This is a genomic window from Curtobacterium sp. MCLR17_034, assembly GCF_003234485.1.
Classification (GTDB): domain Bacteria; phylum Actinomycetota; class Actinomycetes; order Actinomycetales; family Microbacteriaceae; genus Curtobacterium; species Curtobacterium flaccumfaciens.
In genome coordinates this window covers 91,063-105,226 of the sequence record NZ_QKTH01000015.1, presented here as the reverse complement: position 1 = coordinate 105,226, position 14,164 = coordinate 91,063, and the positions used below count along the sequence as shown (strand labels likewise).

Genomic DNA, 14,164 nt, shown 5'->3' with positions numbered 1-14,164 from the left:
CTCGGAGATGTGTATAAGAGACAGTCGCTCCGCCGAGCCCCGGCCGGCCGGGCGCCCCGACGCCCACCCCCACGCGTCCCGCCGTTCGGCCCACCATCGCCGACCCGGGTGACGTCACGACGGGGACGACGCGCTTCCACGGCACCGGCACCCCCGGGCACACCGTCCGGGTGACCGGCCCGGCCGCGACGGGTTCGTCCGGGTGCACGACCCGGGTGGACCCGAACGGTTCCTGGGCCTGCCTCGGCACCGTCCGCTCCGGCCCGCAACAGGTCTTCACGGTGCGCGACCTCGTCGCCGCACTGCCCGTCGCGAGTGCACCGGCCTCGGACGTCATCGTCCCGCCGACCCTGGCAGCCGCCGGGCCCACCGGCGGCACGGTCTCCGGCACGGGGTACCCCGGATCGACGGTGCTGCTGTCGGTGTCCGGCTCCTCGGCCCAGCAGACCGCCCGGGTCGGTGCGGACGGTCGGTGGGTCGCCGCCCTCGGGTCGCTCGCCGACGGCCGGTTCACCGTCACCGCGTCGCAGACCGCCAGCACGGCGCGCGGCTACCGGTCGGACCTGCGGAGCGCGGCCTCCGCTCCCGTGACGATCACGGTCGACCGTACGGCGCCCGCTGCCCCGCGCATCACGACGCCGGACGACGGCCAACGGATCGGCACCCGCTCGACGACGGTCGCCGGGACCGGTGAGCCGGGCGCCCGCGTGACCGTGTACGTCGACCGTGCGCCGGTGTGCGGCGTGGTGGTCGCGCCGGACGCCTCGTGGTCGTGCTCCACCGCGGGGTCGACGCTGCGCGCCGGTGGGCACCAGCTCACCGCGACGCAGCACGACGTCGCTGGCAACTACTCCCGGTCGTCGGCCGCCGTCCGGGTCACGGTGTGGTCCACCACCACGGCCCCGACCGCCACACCGACCCCGGGCGCCACGGACACCCCGGGGACGCCGGGCACGTCGACGCCGGGATCCGGCTCGACGGCGGGCACCCCCGGCGCGACCGGCCACGGTGGAACCGGGATCGGCACGAACGCCGCCGGTCACGGGGGCGACGGCGGCAACGGCAACGAAAGCGGCGGCGCAGCAGGCACTGGCAACGGCCCCAGCGACGGCACCGGCAGCACCCCGGCCGGCGTCGGCAGCGCCGGAGGCCACCCCGACTGGTCCGGCCCCGCCGGCGACTGGACCGCGGCGACGACGTACGACCGCACCGTCCCGACCATCCAGGCCGCGTTCTCGTGGCGGACCGTCCTGGTCGCCACCGCCGTCGCCGCCGGGTTCCTCCTGCTGATCGCGGCGCCGCTCGCCCTCGTGGCCGCGGTCACCCGGGGTCGCCTCCGCTCGCCGTTCGCCGGGCTGCTCGGACGCAACCGCTCGCGGTCGGACCGCACCGGCGGCGACGACGTCCTGCCGACCTGGGCGTCGATCACCATCGCGGTGTCCGTCGCGGCGCTGTGCACCCTGCTCGGGGTCGGCGTCGAGCTCGAGGCCCGCTACGCCCGTCTGGCGATCGCCGTCCTCGCTGGGACCGGGGTCCTGACCGCCGCCGTCGTGTTCGCCACGCGGTGGGCAGCCGGCAGCGACCACCGCACGGTCGGGTTCCGGGTGTCGCCGTGGCTCGTGCTCGCAGCCCTCGTGGCGTGCGGCGTCACCCGCGCGGCGGACCTGTCCCCCGCACTCATCGTCGGGGTCGTCCTCGTGCCGTCCGTCCGCCCCGGGCTGGGGACCGGACCGCTCCGCCTCGGTACCGGGATCGCCGCGAGCGCCCGGGGTGCGACCTGGCGGGTGCTGGCTCTCCTCGGACTCGCCGCGGCCGGCTGGGTGCTGCACAGCCTGCTCGCGGGCGGTGGCTTCTGGGTGTCACTCGGTTCGGAGTTCGCCATCACGCTGTGCGTCGGCGGCCTCGGTGCCGTCGTCGCGACCCTGCTGCCCGTCGCGGGGTCCGCAGGCAGCGCGCTGCTCGCCGCCTCCCGCGGTCGGTACGTCGCGCTCGCGGTGGTCGCCGTCGCGCTGACCACCGCGGTCTACTCGGGGACGACCGGCACGCACGCCGCACCGGCCCTGCTCGTCGGCATCGCCGCGGCCTGCGTGGCGGCCGCGATCGCGGCCCTGGTCTGGCTGCGCACCGACCGGCGCGCGGCCCGCGTCTGACCCGCGCCGGGCCTCCAGAGCGGCGCACCGCACCGCCCCCGGGACAGAAGACGCACTTCCGGGCCGGTTCGCGGACAGCGGGCTAGTGTGACGATCGGTGCTGGTCGCACCGCACGGAGGACGCTCGCCGTCCCGCACGGACGACCGACGCCGCGCCGGACCAGCGGTGCAGCAGTGCCGCGCGACCGGTGCCCGCGCAGCACCGACGGTGTGCACCGCACGACCGCGGTAGGAGCGATGATGACCGACACCCGACCCGATTCGGAACCCCACGCCGACACCCGGTCCGACCCGGGACCCCGCACCGACACCGGACCCGATTCGGAACCCCACGCCGATACCCGGTCCGACTACGACGCGACACGCTTCCGCGAGGTGTTCGAGGGCAGCTTCACCTACGCGAACGGCTTCGCCCGCAACACCCACCGCTTCGCCGGCCGACCCGCGCTGCGCGAGCCGGAGACGGACCGCTCGTGGACCTACGCCGAGCTCGGCGACGTCGTCGACCGGATCGCCGGGTGGCTCATCCGGCACGGTGGCGGACGGGGTTCCGTCGTGATGGTCGAGCTGTTCAACACACCCGAGTTCGCGATGCTCTACCTGGCCTGCCACCGCATCGGCGCCGTGTTCTCGCCGACGAACTTCCGGCTCGCCCCCGACGAGGTCGCGTTCATCATCGAGGACTCCGCGCCCGCCGTCCTCGTGCACGACACCGAGCGGACGAGTGCGATCGCCGCCGCGATCGAGTCCTCGCCGCACCGGCCGGACCACGTCGTCCCGGTCGGCGGCGACCACGACCGGTTCGCCGAGCTGCTCGCGTCCGATCCCGTCTCCCCCGAGGAACTCGCGGCGATCGGCCCGCGCAGCACCTACGACGAGTCCACCCGGCTCTACACCTCGGGCACCACCGGTCGGCCGAAGCCCGTCCCGCTGCCGAGCCTGGTCGAGGTGCTCAGCGCGCACGACGTGGTCATGCACTTCCCGCTCAGTCCGTTCGACAAGACGCTCAACATGTCACCGCTGTTCCACCGTGGCGGCCTCTACTCCGGCGGCCCGAACCCGGTGTTCTACGTCGGCGCGGAACTCACGACGCTGCGGCACTTCGACGCCGACCGGGTGCTCGACCTGGTCGAGTCCGAGCGCCTGACGTTCCTGATCGGGGCCCCGCCGAACCTGGTGCAGCTCGCCGACGCGCAGGAACGCCGGGCGCGGGACCTGTCGAGCCTCAACGGCATCGTCACGATGGGCGCACCGCTCGACCGCGCCGCGGCACTGCGGTACCAGGAGCTGCTGTCGCCCCGGATCTTCAACGGCTACGGCACCACCGAGACCTTCTGGAACACGTTCCTGCGCCCCGAGGACTTCCCGGACGGCGCCGGTTCCACCGGTCGCGCATCGACCGACGACGACGTCGCCGTCGTCCGCGTGCACGAGGACCGTCTGGCCGACCCCACCGACACGGTGGCGAAGGACGGCACCGAGATCGGCGAGTTCGCCGTCCGCACCGTGAAGTCCGGCTACTCGTACCGGAACCCCGGGCTCGAGGCCGAGAAGTTCGCGAACGGCTGGTTCTACCCGGGCGACCTCGCCACGTGGGACGAGCACGAGCGGGTGACGATCGTGGGCCGCAAGGACGACATGGTCATCTCCGGCGGCGAGAACGTGCACCCCGTCCAGGTCGAGGCGGTGCTGCAGGAGCACCCCGGGGTCGCCGACTCCATCGTGGTGGGCGTGCCGGACCCGCGGTGGGGCGAGGTCGTCACCGCGTACGTCGTCCGTGCCGGCGACCGGCTGCCGACCGACGACGCCGAGGCAGCGGCCGTGCTCGAGGAGTGGACCGGCTCCCGCCCGGGCCTCGCCCGGTACAAGCGCCCGCGGCGGTACCGCTTCGTCACGGACGTCCCCTACAACGCCACCGGCAAGAAGGTGCACTACCTGGCGAAGGACACGGCCGCGGCGGACCAGGCAGCCGGCCGGCTGATCGAGCCGTAGTGGGCCCGGTACCCGGCCGGTGACGGCCTGGAGGCCCGTGGCGGCGCCGCCACGGGCCTCCCGTCCGTCAGCTGGTCGCGTCCACCGCGCGCCGGGGCGCGTTGCGGGCGAAGAGGCCGGGCAGGAGCCCGCCGATCTTCGTCCCGATGCACAGGCTGACGAAGGTCGCGAGCGGGGTCGCGAGGGCCTCGGGATCGAAGGTGGCCACCGCCACCAGCCCGACCGTCCCCGGCACGAGCAGCAGGAACGCCGGGAAGAACGACACCGTCGCCGGGATCGCCGGCACCAGCCGCTCGAGCAACCGGGTCGCGACGAAGAGCAGCGCCGCTGCGGCGCCGGTCGCGACGACACTGCCCCAGAGCGGCGTCGTCGTGCTCACCACGGCGTAGGCGGTGACCATGACCGCCACCGACACGAGCGTCAGGCGCCACCCGGACCGGAACACCAGACCGAGCCCGACCGCGAGCACCACGACGGCCACCCACGACACCCAGTACGCGGGCACGGACTCCCAGCCGGCCAGGTCGGTGCCGACCCCCGCGACCTCGCCGACGAGCGCGGCCGACGACGGGTCGACGTGCAACCCGGTCAGGGCGCTGCCGGACGCGATGCCGGCGGCCATGAAGCCGAGCATGATGAGCCCCTGCACCAGTCGCGACGACCCGGTGACGATGTCCGCGGCGGTGAGTTCGAGCAACGCGTTGGTGATGAGTGCGCCGGGGACGAACACCGCCACCGGGGCGCAGACCGCGAAGAGCGGGACCTGCTCGAACCCGGTGCCCGCGGCGACCAGGCCGACGATCGCCGTCGACACGAACGCGGCCAGGAACGGGATGATCGCCACGGCTTCGCGGAAGCGCCGGAGGACCAGTCCGATCACGCCGACCAGGCCGCCGACGACGAGCGCCAGGACGATCGCCCACCAGGGGCAGCGGAAGACGACGGCCAGGCCGGCCGAGGTCAGGGCGTTGCCGAGAATCCACGGCAGGGCTGGCGGCGGGACGGTGCCGGCCCGGATGGCCCGGACGCGGGCGGGGATCTCGGCGAGGGCGATGGAGCCACTCTCGAGCCCGAGCACGACGCGGTTGGCGCGGGCGGCCTGGCGGGACGACAGTTCGACGCCCTCGGCGTTGACGATGGTGGCGGCGCCCGTCGAGACCTCGCTCACCATCACCAGGGCGGGCAGGACGCCGATCGCGAGCGTCGGTCCGACCCCGGCGGCGTCCCGGGCCTTCTCGAGCGCCGACCGGACGTCGGTGACGGAGCTGCCGGCGTCCAGGAGCAGGGCTCCGAGGGTGCCGAGGAGCATGCCGACCGGGACGCTCTCGCCGTCGACGACCTCGACGTGGGCCTCCGGTCGGCGGAGGGCGTTCTGCAGGTTGGCGAGTGCGCTTCCGAGTCCGACCACGATCGTCGATGCTACTGGGCGGCGAGCCGGTCGTGCAGTCGCGCCGTCTTCGCGGGAAGGCGACGGTCCGCGGGCCGGGAGGCACGTGGCGGGCCGGTCCCGCGCCTCCAGTCCGATGCCCAGGGCGACCCGATCCCACCGTCGAAGCGACAGATGGCAGGACCATCGCTCGGACTGTGCGGCCGGAGCGACAGAACGACGCGAACTGTTCGCAGAGTTCTGTCGCTTTCGCAGCGGCACGCGGCGGGCGCCGCGCGGCGGGCGCCGCGGCAGAGCCTCGGCGGTACCCCCGGTGGGACTCGAACCCACAACTCAGCGATTTTAAGTCGCGTGCCTCTACCGATTGGGCCACGGGGGCGGGCCGCAACAGCCTACCGATGCACGAAGGCGGCCACCCTTCGCAGGTGACCGCCTTCGTGACGAGTGGTGCTACTTGGCGTCGGCCGGGGCCGTCACCGGCTCGGGGGCGTTGGAGACGTCCTTCGCGGGCTCGCCGTAGACGGGACCGGCGGCACCGGCGACCTTGCCCTCTTCCGGAGCCGGGGCTGCGGCGGGCGCGGCCGGGGCCTCGGCGGCGGGCTTCGGACGGGACGCGAACGCCTCGAACGCGGCGCGCGGGGTCTCGCGGTCGTCGAGCGACACGATGTCGCGGCCCAGGAAGAAGCCACCGACCCAGTCGCCGATGACGCGCCACTTGCGCTCCCACGACGGCATGGCCAGGCCGTGGTAGCCGCGGTGCGCGCCCCAGGCCAGGAAGCCCTTCATGGCGAACTTGCCGGACTGGAACACACCGGTGCCGAGGCCGAGACCCGCGACGGCACCGAGGTTCTCGTGCTTGTAGTCGGTCGTCGCCTCGCCACGGATGGTCGCGACGACGTTCTTCGCGAGCTGCTTGGCCTGGCGCACGGCGTGCTGGGCGTTCGGCACGCAGAACCCGCCGACACCCCCACCGGTCAGGTCCGGCACGGCTGCGACGTCGCCGCAGGCCCATGCGTCGGCGATCACGCCGTTGTCGTCGACCACGCGCAGGTCGGGCTGCACGCGGATGCGGCCACGCTGCTCGAGCGGGAAGTCGGTGCCCTTGACCATCGGGTTCGCCATGACACCGGCGGTCCAGATGATGAGGTCGGACGGGATCGTCTCGATCGCGCCGTCGCTCGTCTTGAGCTCGCAGACGCCACCGACGGCCGAGGCCAGCTGGGTCTCGAGGTGCACGGTCGCGCCACGCTCGGCGAGGTTCTTGAGCACCCAGTGCGAGGTCTCGAGGGAGACCTCGGGCATGATGCGGCCCATCGCCTCGACCAGGTGGAAGTGCGTGTCGTCGAAGGACAGCTGCGGGTGGCTCTTCAGCAGGTCGGTGACGAAGGAGCGGAGCTCGGCGAACACCTCGATGCCGGCGAAGCCACCACCGACGACGACGACGGTGAGCAGGCGGTCGCGCTCGGGACCGGCCGGCAGGTTCGCCGCCTTGTGGAAGTTGCTGAGGATGCGGTCACGGATCGACGCGGCTTCCTCGATCGTCTTCAGGCCGATGGCCTCGTCGGCGACGCCCGGGATCGGGAACGTGCGGGACACCGCGCCGGCGGTCATGACGATCTGGTCGTAGGACTCCTCCCACGCCTCGCCCTCGGTCGGGGTGATCGTCGCCGTCTTGGTGGCGTGGTCGACCTTGGTGACCTTCGCCGTGACGACGCGGGTCTTCTTGAGGTGACGACGGTGCGCGACGACCGCGTGACGCGGCTCGATGGAACCGGCGGCGACCTCGGGCAGGAACGGCTGGTACGTCATGTACGGCAGCGGGTCCACCATGACGACCTCGGCTTCGCCCTGGCGAAGGTGCTTCTCGAGCTTCCATGCGGTGTAGAAACCGGCGTAACCGCCGCCGACGACGAGGATCTTGGGCACGGGGGATGATCTCCTTGGATGGGGGTGTGCGGGAGTCGGGTCAGACTTCGCCGCCACCCGCCCCGACTCCAGCGTCTGCACCGTCATCATACGCCCGGCACTCACACCGGGAGGGCGACCAGTCCGCGCGCTCGAGCGCGAGGTCGCCGATGGGGTTGACGCCGGGTCCGGCGGCGAGGGCGTGGCCGACGAGGGCGTGCAGGCACTTCACGCGGGTGGGCATGCCACCGGCGCTGATGCCGTCGATCTCGTCGACGTGTTCGATCGACTCGCGATCGGCCAGGTAGGACTCGTGGGCCGCGCGGTACTGCGCGGCGACTTCGGGGTCCTCGAGCAGGGCTGCCAGCTCGGGCATCACCTGGTTGGCCTCGAGGGTGCTGACCGCAGCGGTGGCCGCGGGGTGGCACAGGTAGTAGAACGTCGGGAACGGGGTGCCGTTCGACAGCCGGGGCTTCGTGGAGACGACGGTGGGGTTGCCACAGACGCAGCGTGCCGCGATCCCGATGACGTCACGCGCCGGTCGGCCGAGCTGCGCCGACACGACCTGGACGTCGCGGTCGGAGGGCGGGTCGAAGGGAGGGGTCGTCACGGGAACGTGAGCCTACCGGAGAAGCGGAACCCCTCGCACCGTCGGGCCGGACGGCTCCGCGCCGCGCGGTTCGGACTACTTGCTGTCGCCCGTGCCGGAGACGTCGGGGGCGACGAGGTCGGCTGCCCGCTCGTCGGTGAGCCCGGACTGCAGCACCGACGAGAGCATGGCCTGCACCCAGTCGACCTTGGGCGTCTGCACCTTCGCGCTCACGGGGGTGCCGGAGTCGGTGGTGGGGGTCTTCTCGGCCGGCTTGTCCTCGGTGCCCATCACGAGGTAGCTCTCCTCGCCCGGGTACACGTAGAGCAGTCGGTCACGAGCCTGCGCCTCGATGTACGCCGGGTCGTCCCAGCGTACGACGTCCTTCTTCTTCTGCGTGACGTCGGCCTTCTGGCTCGCGACCTCCTGCTGCTGCTGGGCGATCTGCTCCTGCTGCTGGATGAGCGTCCGGAGCGACGGCGCGAGCACCACCACGAAGAGCACGATGATCGCGAGCATGAGCAGGCTGAACCCGGAGAAGTGGATCGAGCGGTACCAGGGCTGCGCGGGTGTGCTGCCGTCGGGCATCGCCACGGGGACGCGGCGGACGCGGGGCTTCTGGCTGGGCACGGTCCGACGATAACCCGGCACGGTCGGTCGGGCCGCCCGGCACGCGGCCGTTCGGCGCCCTCTCAGCGTCTCGCGTCCCACGGTGCTGCCCAGCAGAAGACGCCGTCGTCTCCTCGAGACGCCTCCGGATTCGGCGGCGTCTCACGGACTTCGCGGCGTCAGGCTGACACGACGGCGTCACGCCGACGGCGGGCGGGTCCGGGTCCGATCGAGGCAGCCGGGAGGCACGGCTCCGGCCCGTCCGTCCGCCCCGCACCCGGAGTGGTCACCACACACCGCCCGGCGCACGTCCGGTGGTCACGTCCTGTCGGCCGGGCCCGGGCCAGCCGACGACTCGCGACCACTCGACGCAGCGCGCGCGGCACGTCCCGACCGCTCGGCGCTCCGGGGCGGCACAGACGACGAGACGCCGCCCTCCTGGAGGAGGACGGCGTCTCGGTGGTGCGGGTACTGCTGAGCGACTGGTTACAGCGACGCGGCGCGCGGGAAGGCCGAGCGACCGGCGTACACCGCGGCGTCGCCGAGCTCTTCCTCGATGCGGAGCAGCTGGTTGTATTTCGCGACGCGGTCCGAGCGGGCCGGGGCGCCGGTCTTGATCTGACCACCGTCGACCGCGACCGCGATGTCCGCGATCGTGGTGTCCTCGGTCTCGCCGGAGCGGTGCGACAGGATCGAGGTCAGGCCGTGACGGTGCGCGAGCGAGACCGCGTCGAGCGTCTCGGTGAGCGTGCCGATCTGGTTGACCTTGACGAGGATCGAGTTCGCGGCCTTCTCGTCGATGCCCCGCTGCAGACGCTTCGGGTTGGTGACGAACAGGTCGTCGCCGACGATCTGGACCTTGTCGCCGAGCTCGGCGGTCAGGTGCGACCAGCCCTCCCAGTCGTCCTCGGCCAGCGGGTCCTCGATGGTGACGAGGGGGTAGTTCGCGACGAGCTCGGCGAAGTAGGAGGTGAACTCCTGGCTCGAGAGCTGCTTGCCCTCGAACTGGTACTTGCCGTCCGAGAAGAACTCAGTGGACGCGACGTCGAGGCCGACGGCGATGTCCTTGCCGGGCGTGTAGCCGGCCTTCTCGATCGCGGTGAGCAGGAAGTCGAGCGCCGCGCGGTTCGACGCGAGCTCCGGCGCGAAGCCACCCTCGTCGCCGAGGCCGGTGGCCAGGCCCTGCTTCTTCAGCTCGCCCTTGAGGGCGTGGTAGGTCTCGACGCCCCAGCGGAGTGCCTCGGAGAAGGACTCGGCGCCGTAGGGCACCAGGAAGAACTCCTGGATGTCGACGTTGGTGTCCGCGTGGGCACCACCGTTGACGACGTTCATCAGCGGGACGGGCAGCGTGTGCGCGTTCGGGCCGCCGAGGTAGCGGAAGAGCGGCAGGTCGACCGAGTCGGCTGCAGCACGGGCCACGGCGAGCGAGGCACCGAGGATCGCGTTCGCGCCGAGGCGGGACTTGTTCTCGGTGCCGTCGAGCTCGATGAGCGCGGCGTCGACGAGGCGCTGGTCGGTGGCGTCGAAGCCCTCGAGCGCCGGGCCGATCTCGTCGAGGACGGCGTCGACGGCCTTGAGCACGCCCTTGCCGCCGTAGCGCGAGGCGTCGCCGTCGCGCAGCTCGTACGCCTCGAACGCGCCGGTGGATGCACCGGACGGGACGAGCGCGCGGGACACGACGCCGTCGTCGAGGAGGACCTCGACCTCGACCGTCGGGTTGCCTCGGGAATCGAGGACTTCGCGTGCGCCTACGGCATCGATCAGGGCCACGGGGTACTCCCTACACATTGGTTGTGGTGATTGCGGTGTCGATCCTAGCGAGCGGAGGTGAACACGACGTCGGCCGTGACGCCCCGCTGTGGACGAGTCCGTGCTGGAACGAGGACTGGGTGCTCAGTCGAGCGGGCGGAACTCGACGCCCTCGAGCGACGCGGTGTCCGCCGAGACGGTCGCGAACGCCGTGAAGCCCTGGGCGGCGAGGCCGGCGAGCAGGTTCTTCGTGTTCTTCGTGCGGCGCTCGAGCCGGACGCGTCGGTGGGACGCCAGCGCTTCGGTCTTCAGCGCGGCGAGCCGGACCGGGTCGACGTCCTTGTCGTACACGAGCACGACGGCGTCGGCCTCGGCGGACTCCGGGAGGGTCACGAGGTCGACGAGCCGCTCGAACCCGAGCGAGAACCCGACCGCGGGGACGTCCTGCCCGAGGAACCGGCCGATCATCCCGTCGTACCGGCCGCCGCCACCGAGGCTGTAGCCGAAGTCCGGGTGCGCGACCTCGAAGATCGTGCCCGTGTAGTAGCCCATGCCGCGCACGAGCGTCGGGTCGAAGCGCAGGTCCACCCCGGGGAGCGCCTCGCGCAGTCGGAGCAGGTCGGCGAAGGCCTCGGCGTCGAGCCACGGCGCCCCCTCGACCGACGTCCAGTCGGCGGCCTCGAGCGCACGGATGGTGTCCTCGAGCCCGGTCAGGTCGGCGCCCACGGTGCTGCGGAGTTCCGCCGCGACGCCGTCCGCGCCGATCTTGTCGAGCTTGTCGATCGTGATGAGCGCGCGGTCCGCGGCGGCGGGCTCGGTGATCCCCCACGACGCGAGGAGCGCCAGCAGGATCCGGCGGTCGTTGATCCGGATCGTCGTGCCGCGGACCCCGAGGGCGTCGAGGGCCGCGGTCGTCGCGCGGATGAGCTCGATCTCGGCGAGCTGCCCGGGCTCCCCCAGGATGTCGATGTCGCACTGCACGAACTGGCGGTAGCGGCCCTTCTGCGGGCGCTCGGCACGCCAGACCGGCGCGATCTGCACGGATCGGAACACCGACGGCAGCTCCGCACGGTGCGAGGCGTAGAACCGGGCCAGCGGGACCGTCAGGTCGAACCGGAGACCGAGGTCGGCGAGGTCCAACGGCGCTTCGGCCGCCTGCAGGTCCTCGGTGGTGAGCCCGCGCTTCATCACCGCGAACGCCAGCTTCTCGTTGTCACCGCCGAGCCCGGAGTGCAGCCGCGCAGCGTCCTCCACCACCGGGGTCTCGATCTCGTCGAAACCGTGCCGCGAGTAGACGTCCCGCACGACACCGAGCACGTGCTCGCGCCGGGCCTTGTCCGCCGGGAGGAAGTCACGCATGCCACGGGGTGCCGTCACGGTCGTTGCCATGCGGTCAATTCTGGCAGACGGGCGTCTCCGGCTTGCGCGCCTGCCGACCCACTGGCATACTGCATGCAGAACCTCGGTCCGGATCGTGCCTGATCCACGCTCCGGACCGATTCGCGGGGCGACGTGCTGCAGTGCGTCCCGCGGTTCGAGCGGGCTTCCCTGTCGGCCCCTCTCCCTGGTGGAGCCGACGCCCGCTCACGGGCGCCCTCTCTTTTTCGGGTTGGGAGGGCGCCCGTTCTCCCCTGCCCGGAGCGATCTCCCGACCGGGGATCACTCCACGGCGCGACCGGCCTCCTCGAGCGCCGACACCGCGGCACGCAGACTCGCGACCGCGTCCACCCCGCGTCCCGCCGCAGCCGCGACCTCCCCGAGCACCGCCCGCCCCCACTCGGCGTCGACCGTGCCCACCCCGTCGTCCGCAGCGGGCAGGGCGGACGCACCACGGGCCTCCAGGCCGGCGCCGGAGCCGAACCCGGCCCCAGCCCCGAACCCGACGCCGGAACCGGCCCCGACGACGGACGCGACGACTGCGTCGGCGTCCCCACGTTCCTCCAGGCGTTCCAGCAGCTTCACCGCGCGCTCCAGCGGCGGCATCGCCCGCGGCACCCCGTCGAACGCACTCCGCCGACTCGCCTTCTCGGCCGCCTTGGCCGCACGCCAGACCCGCACGACGTCCTCGACGGTGTCCGCGGTCTCGTCGCCGAAGACGTGCGGGTGCCGCCTGGTCATCTTGTCCCGGACCCCGGCGGCGACGTCCTCGAGGGTGAAGTCCCCCGCGCGGGCAGCGATCCCCGCGTGCAGGACCACCTGGTAGAGCAGGTCGCCGAGTTCCTCGCGGACGTCGTCCGGGTCGCCGTCGTCGATGGCGTCGACGAGTTCGTACGACTCCTCGACGGCGTAGCGGGCAAGCGAGGCGTGGGTCTGCGCCCGGTTCCAGACGCACCCGCCGTCCTCGGCGAGCAGGCGGTCGACGACGGTGACGAGGTCCGGTACGGCGGTCATCAGGTCATCGTGCCACCCGCGTAGACTGGTCGTGGTGTGTCGGGAAGTCTGGTCGACGGACACTCACCCGACCCCTCGAGACGGAGATCCATGTCGTCCCTCGTCCGCTCCCCCCGCTTCAGCGCCATCGCGCTCCTCACCGCCGCCGTGCTCGGCCTGGTCGTGGCGAACTCCCCGATCGGCCCCGGCCTCGAACGGCTGCTCGACGCGCACCTGCCGCTCGGTGCCCTCGGCCTCGACCTGTCGATCGCGCACTGGATCAGCGACGGGCTGCTCGCGGTCTTCTTCCTGCTCGTCGCGATCGAGCTCAAGCAGGAACTCGTCGACGGCGAGCTGTCGAACCCCAAGACCGCGATCATCCCCGCCATCGCGGCGGTCGGCGGCGTGCTCGTCCCGGCCGGCATCTTCCTGCTCGTCACCGCGGGCACGCAGTACACGCACGGTTGGCCGATCCCGACGGCGACGGACATCGCGTTCGCGCTCGGGGTGCTCGCCATGTTCGGTCGCGGGCTGCCGAGCGGCATCCGGGTGTTCCTGCTCGCGCTGGCCGTGCTCGACGACCTCATCGCGATCATCATCATCGCCGTGGTGTTCGCGCACGACACCGACTTCCTGGCCCTCGCGGGCGCTGTCGTCACCCTCGCGGTGTTCTGGCTGCTCGGCCGGATGCTCCGTCCGGGGCGCAGCGGGCAGACGTTGATCATCGTGGCGATGGTCGTGGTCGGGCTCCTGACCTGGTGGCTCGTCTACCACTCCGGTGTGCACGCCACCATCGCCGGCGTCGCCCTCGGGCTCGTGCTGCCCCGCCGCCCGGGCCACACCCTGCACGAGAACGTCGAGCCGTGGTCGAACGCCATCGTGCTGCCGGTGTTCGCGTTCGCGTCGGCTGCCGTCATCATCCCCTCGGTCGGCATCAGCGAGCTCTCCCCCACGTTCTGGGCGGTCGTCCTCGCGCTGCCGGTCGGCAAGGTGATCGGCATCACGCTGTTCGGCACGATCGCCACGCGGATCTTCCGCTCGCCCGGCCGCTCGTCGCTGTCGTTCTTCTCGATCATCACCGTCGGCGTGCTCGGCGGCATCGGGTTCACGGTGTCCCTGCTCATGAACGAGCTGGCGTTCGCCCGCAACGAGGAGATCCTCGACGAGGGCGTCCTCGCCGTGCTCGTCGGCTCGGGCATCGCCATCGTCGCGTCGGCGGTCGTCGTCACCCTGCGAGCGCGGGCGTACCGCGCGCGCCGCGAGCTGTCCGAGGCCGAGGACACCGAGTAGCGGGTCGCGGGCCGGGGTTCACACCCGTTCCGCGACAGGGCACGCGTCGTTCGACGCGTGGATCGTCGCGAACGGCGCGCGCGCTGTGGACGTGGCCACGGACGGCCTGGAGGCACGGTGCGG

At 72.4% G+C, this 14,164-nt stretch carries 10 protein-coding genes and 1 tRNA gene; 3 read left to right on the top strand and 8 right to left on the bottom strand.

Annotation, left to right across the window (positions count from 1 at the left end):
- Nucleotides 1-170 precede the first annotated feature (170 nt).
- Complete coding sequence (locus DEI98_RS14340) at nt 171-2,150, top strand: Ig-like domain-containing protein (RefSeq protein WP_111101100.1); 1,980 nt, start codon at nt 171-173, stop codon at nt 2,148-2,150.
- Between the two features lie 240 nt (nt 2,151-2,390).
- Complete coding sequence (locus tag DEI98_RS14335) at nt 2,391-4,142, top strand: class I adenylate-forming enzyme family protein (protein WP_111101112.1); 1,752 nt, start codon at nt 2,391-2,393, stop codon at nt 4,140-4,142.
- A gap of 67 nt (nt 4,143-4,209) precedes the next feature.
- On the opposite strand, the gene DEI98_RS14330 is transcribed toward DEI98_RS14335, so the two are convergent.
- The 8 genes from DEI98_RS14330 to DEI98_RS14295 all read right to left on the bottom strand — a co-directional run bounded on the left by DEI98_RS14330 (nt 4,210) and on the right by DEI98_RS14295 (nt 12,772).
- The gene (locus DEI98_RS14330; RefSeq protein WP_027464496.1) at nt 4,210-5,550 is read right to left on the bottom strand and encodes a threonine/serine exporter family protein; all 1,341 of its coding nucleotides are present in this window, start codon (nt 5,548-5,550) and stop codon (nt 4,210-4,212) included.
- 284 nt (nt 5,551-5,834) lie between these two features.
- Nucleotides 5,835-5,908 (bottom strand) — tRNA-Leu (locus DEI98_RS14325).
- 71 nt (nt 5,909-5,979) lie between these two features.
- Nucleotides 5,980-7,455, bottom strand: a complete 1,476-nt coding sequence (locus DEI98_RS14320; RefSeq protein ID WP_017886746.1) for an NAD(P)/FAD-dependent oxidoreductase — start codon at nt 7,453-7,455, stop codon at nt 5,980-5,982.
- A gap of 40 nt (nt 7,456-7,495) precedes the next feature.
- Entirely contained in the window at nt 7,496-8,044 is a 549-nt protein-coding gene (locus tag DEI98_RS14315; protein ID WP_071406119.1) for a DUF501 domain-containing protein, read from the bottom strand.
- Between the two features lie 75 nt (nt 8,045-8,119).
- Nucleotides 8,120-8,653, bottom strand: coding sequence for a septum formation initiator family protein (locus tag DEI98_RS14310; RefSeq protein WP_111101099.1), 534 nt, complete (start codon nt 8,651-8,653; stop codon nt 8,120-8,122).
- Between the two features lie 465 nt (nt 8,654-9,118).
- A complete protein-coding gene (gene eno / locus DEI98_RS14305) occupies nt 9,119-10,402 on the bottom strand; it encodes a phosphopyruvate hydratase (RefSeq protein ID WP_027464494.1) in 1,284 nt (427 codons plus the stop codon).
- Between the two features lie 123 nt (nt 10,403-10,525).
- The gene (gene hisS / locus DEI98_RS14300; RefSeq protein WP_111101098.1) at nt 10,526-11,770 is read right to left on the bottom strand and encodes a histidine--tRNA ligase; all 1,245 of its coding nucleotides are present in this window, start codon (nt 11,768-11,770) and stop codon (nt 10,526-10,528) included.
- Between the two features lie 270 nt (nt 11,771-12,040).
- A complete protein-coding gene (locus DEI98_RS14295; protein WP_111101097.1) occupies nt 12,041-12,772 on the bottom strand; it encodes a MazG family protein in 732 nt (243 codons plus the stop codon).
- Nucleotides 12,773-12,862: 90 nt separating this feature from the next.
- Between DEI98_RS14295 and nhaA the strand changes: the two genes are divergently transcribed.
- The gene (gene nhaA / locus DEI98_RS14290; protein WP_110865048.1) at nt 12,863-14,041 is read left to right on the top strand and encodes a Na+/H+ antiporter NhaA; all 1,179 of its coding nucleotides are present in this window, start codon (nt 12,863-12,865) and stop codon (nt 14,039-14,041) included.
- The last annotated feature ends 123 nt before the right edge of the window (nt 14,042-14,164 follow it).

What these genes read in the sequence shown, in the direction of transcription:
- DEI98_RS14295 (WP_111101097.1), bottom strand. Translation starts at nt 12,772, where the DNA reads ATGACCGCCGTACCGGACCTCGTCACCGTCGTCGACCGCCTGCTCGCC.
- hisS (WP_111101098.1), bottom strand. Translation starts at nt 11,770, where the DNA reads ATGGCAACGACCGTGACGGCACCCCGTGGCATGCGTGACTTCCTCCCG.
- DEI98_RS14335 (WP_111101112.1), top strand. Translation starts at nt 2,391, where the DNA reads ATGACCGACACCCGACCCGATTCGGAACCCCACGCCGACACCCGGTCC.
- nhaA (WP_110865048.1), top strand. Translation starts at nt 12,863, where the DNA reads ATGTCGTCCCTCGTCCGCTCCCCCCGCTTCAGCGCCATCGCGCTCCTC.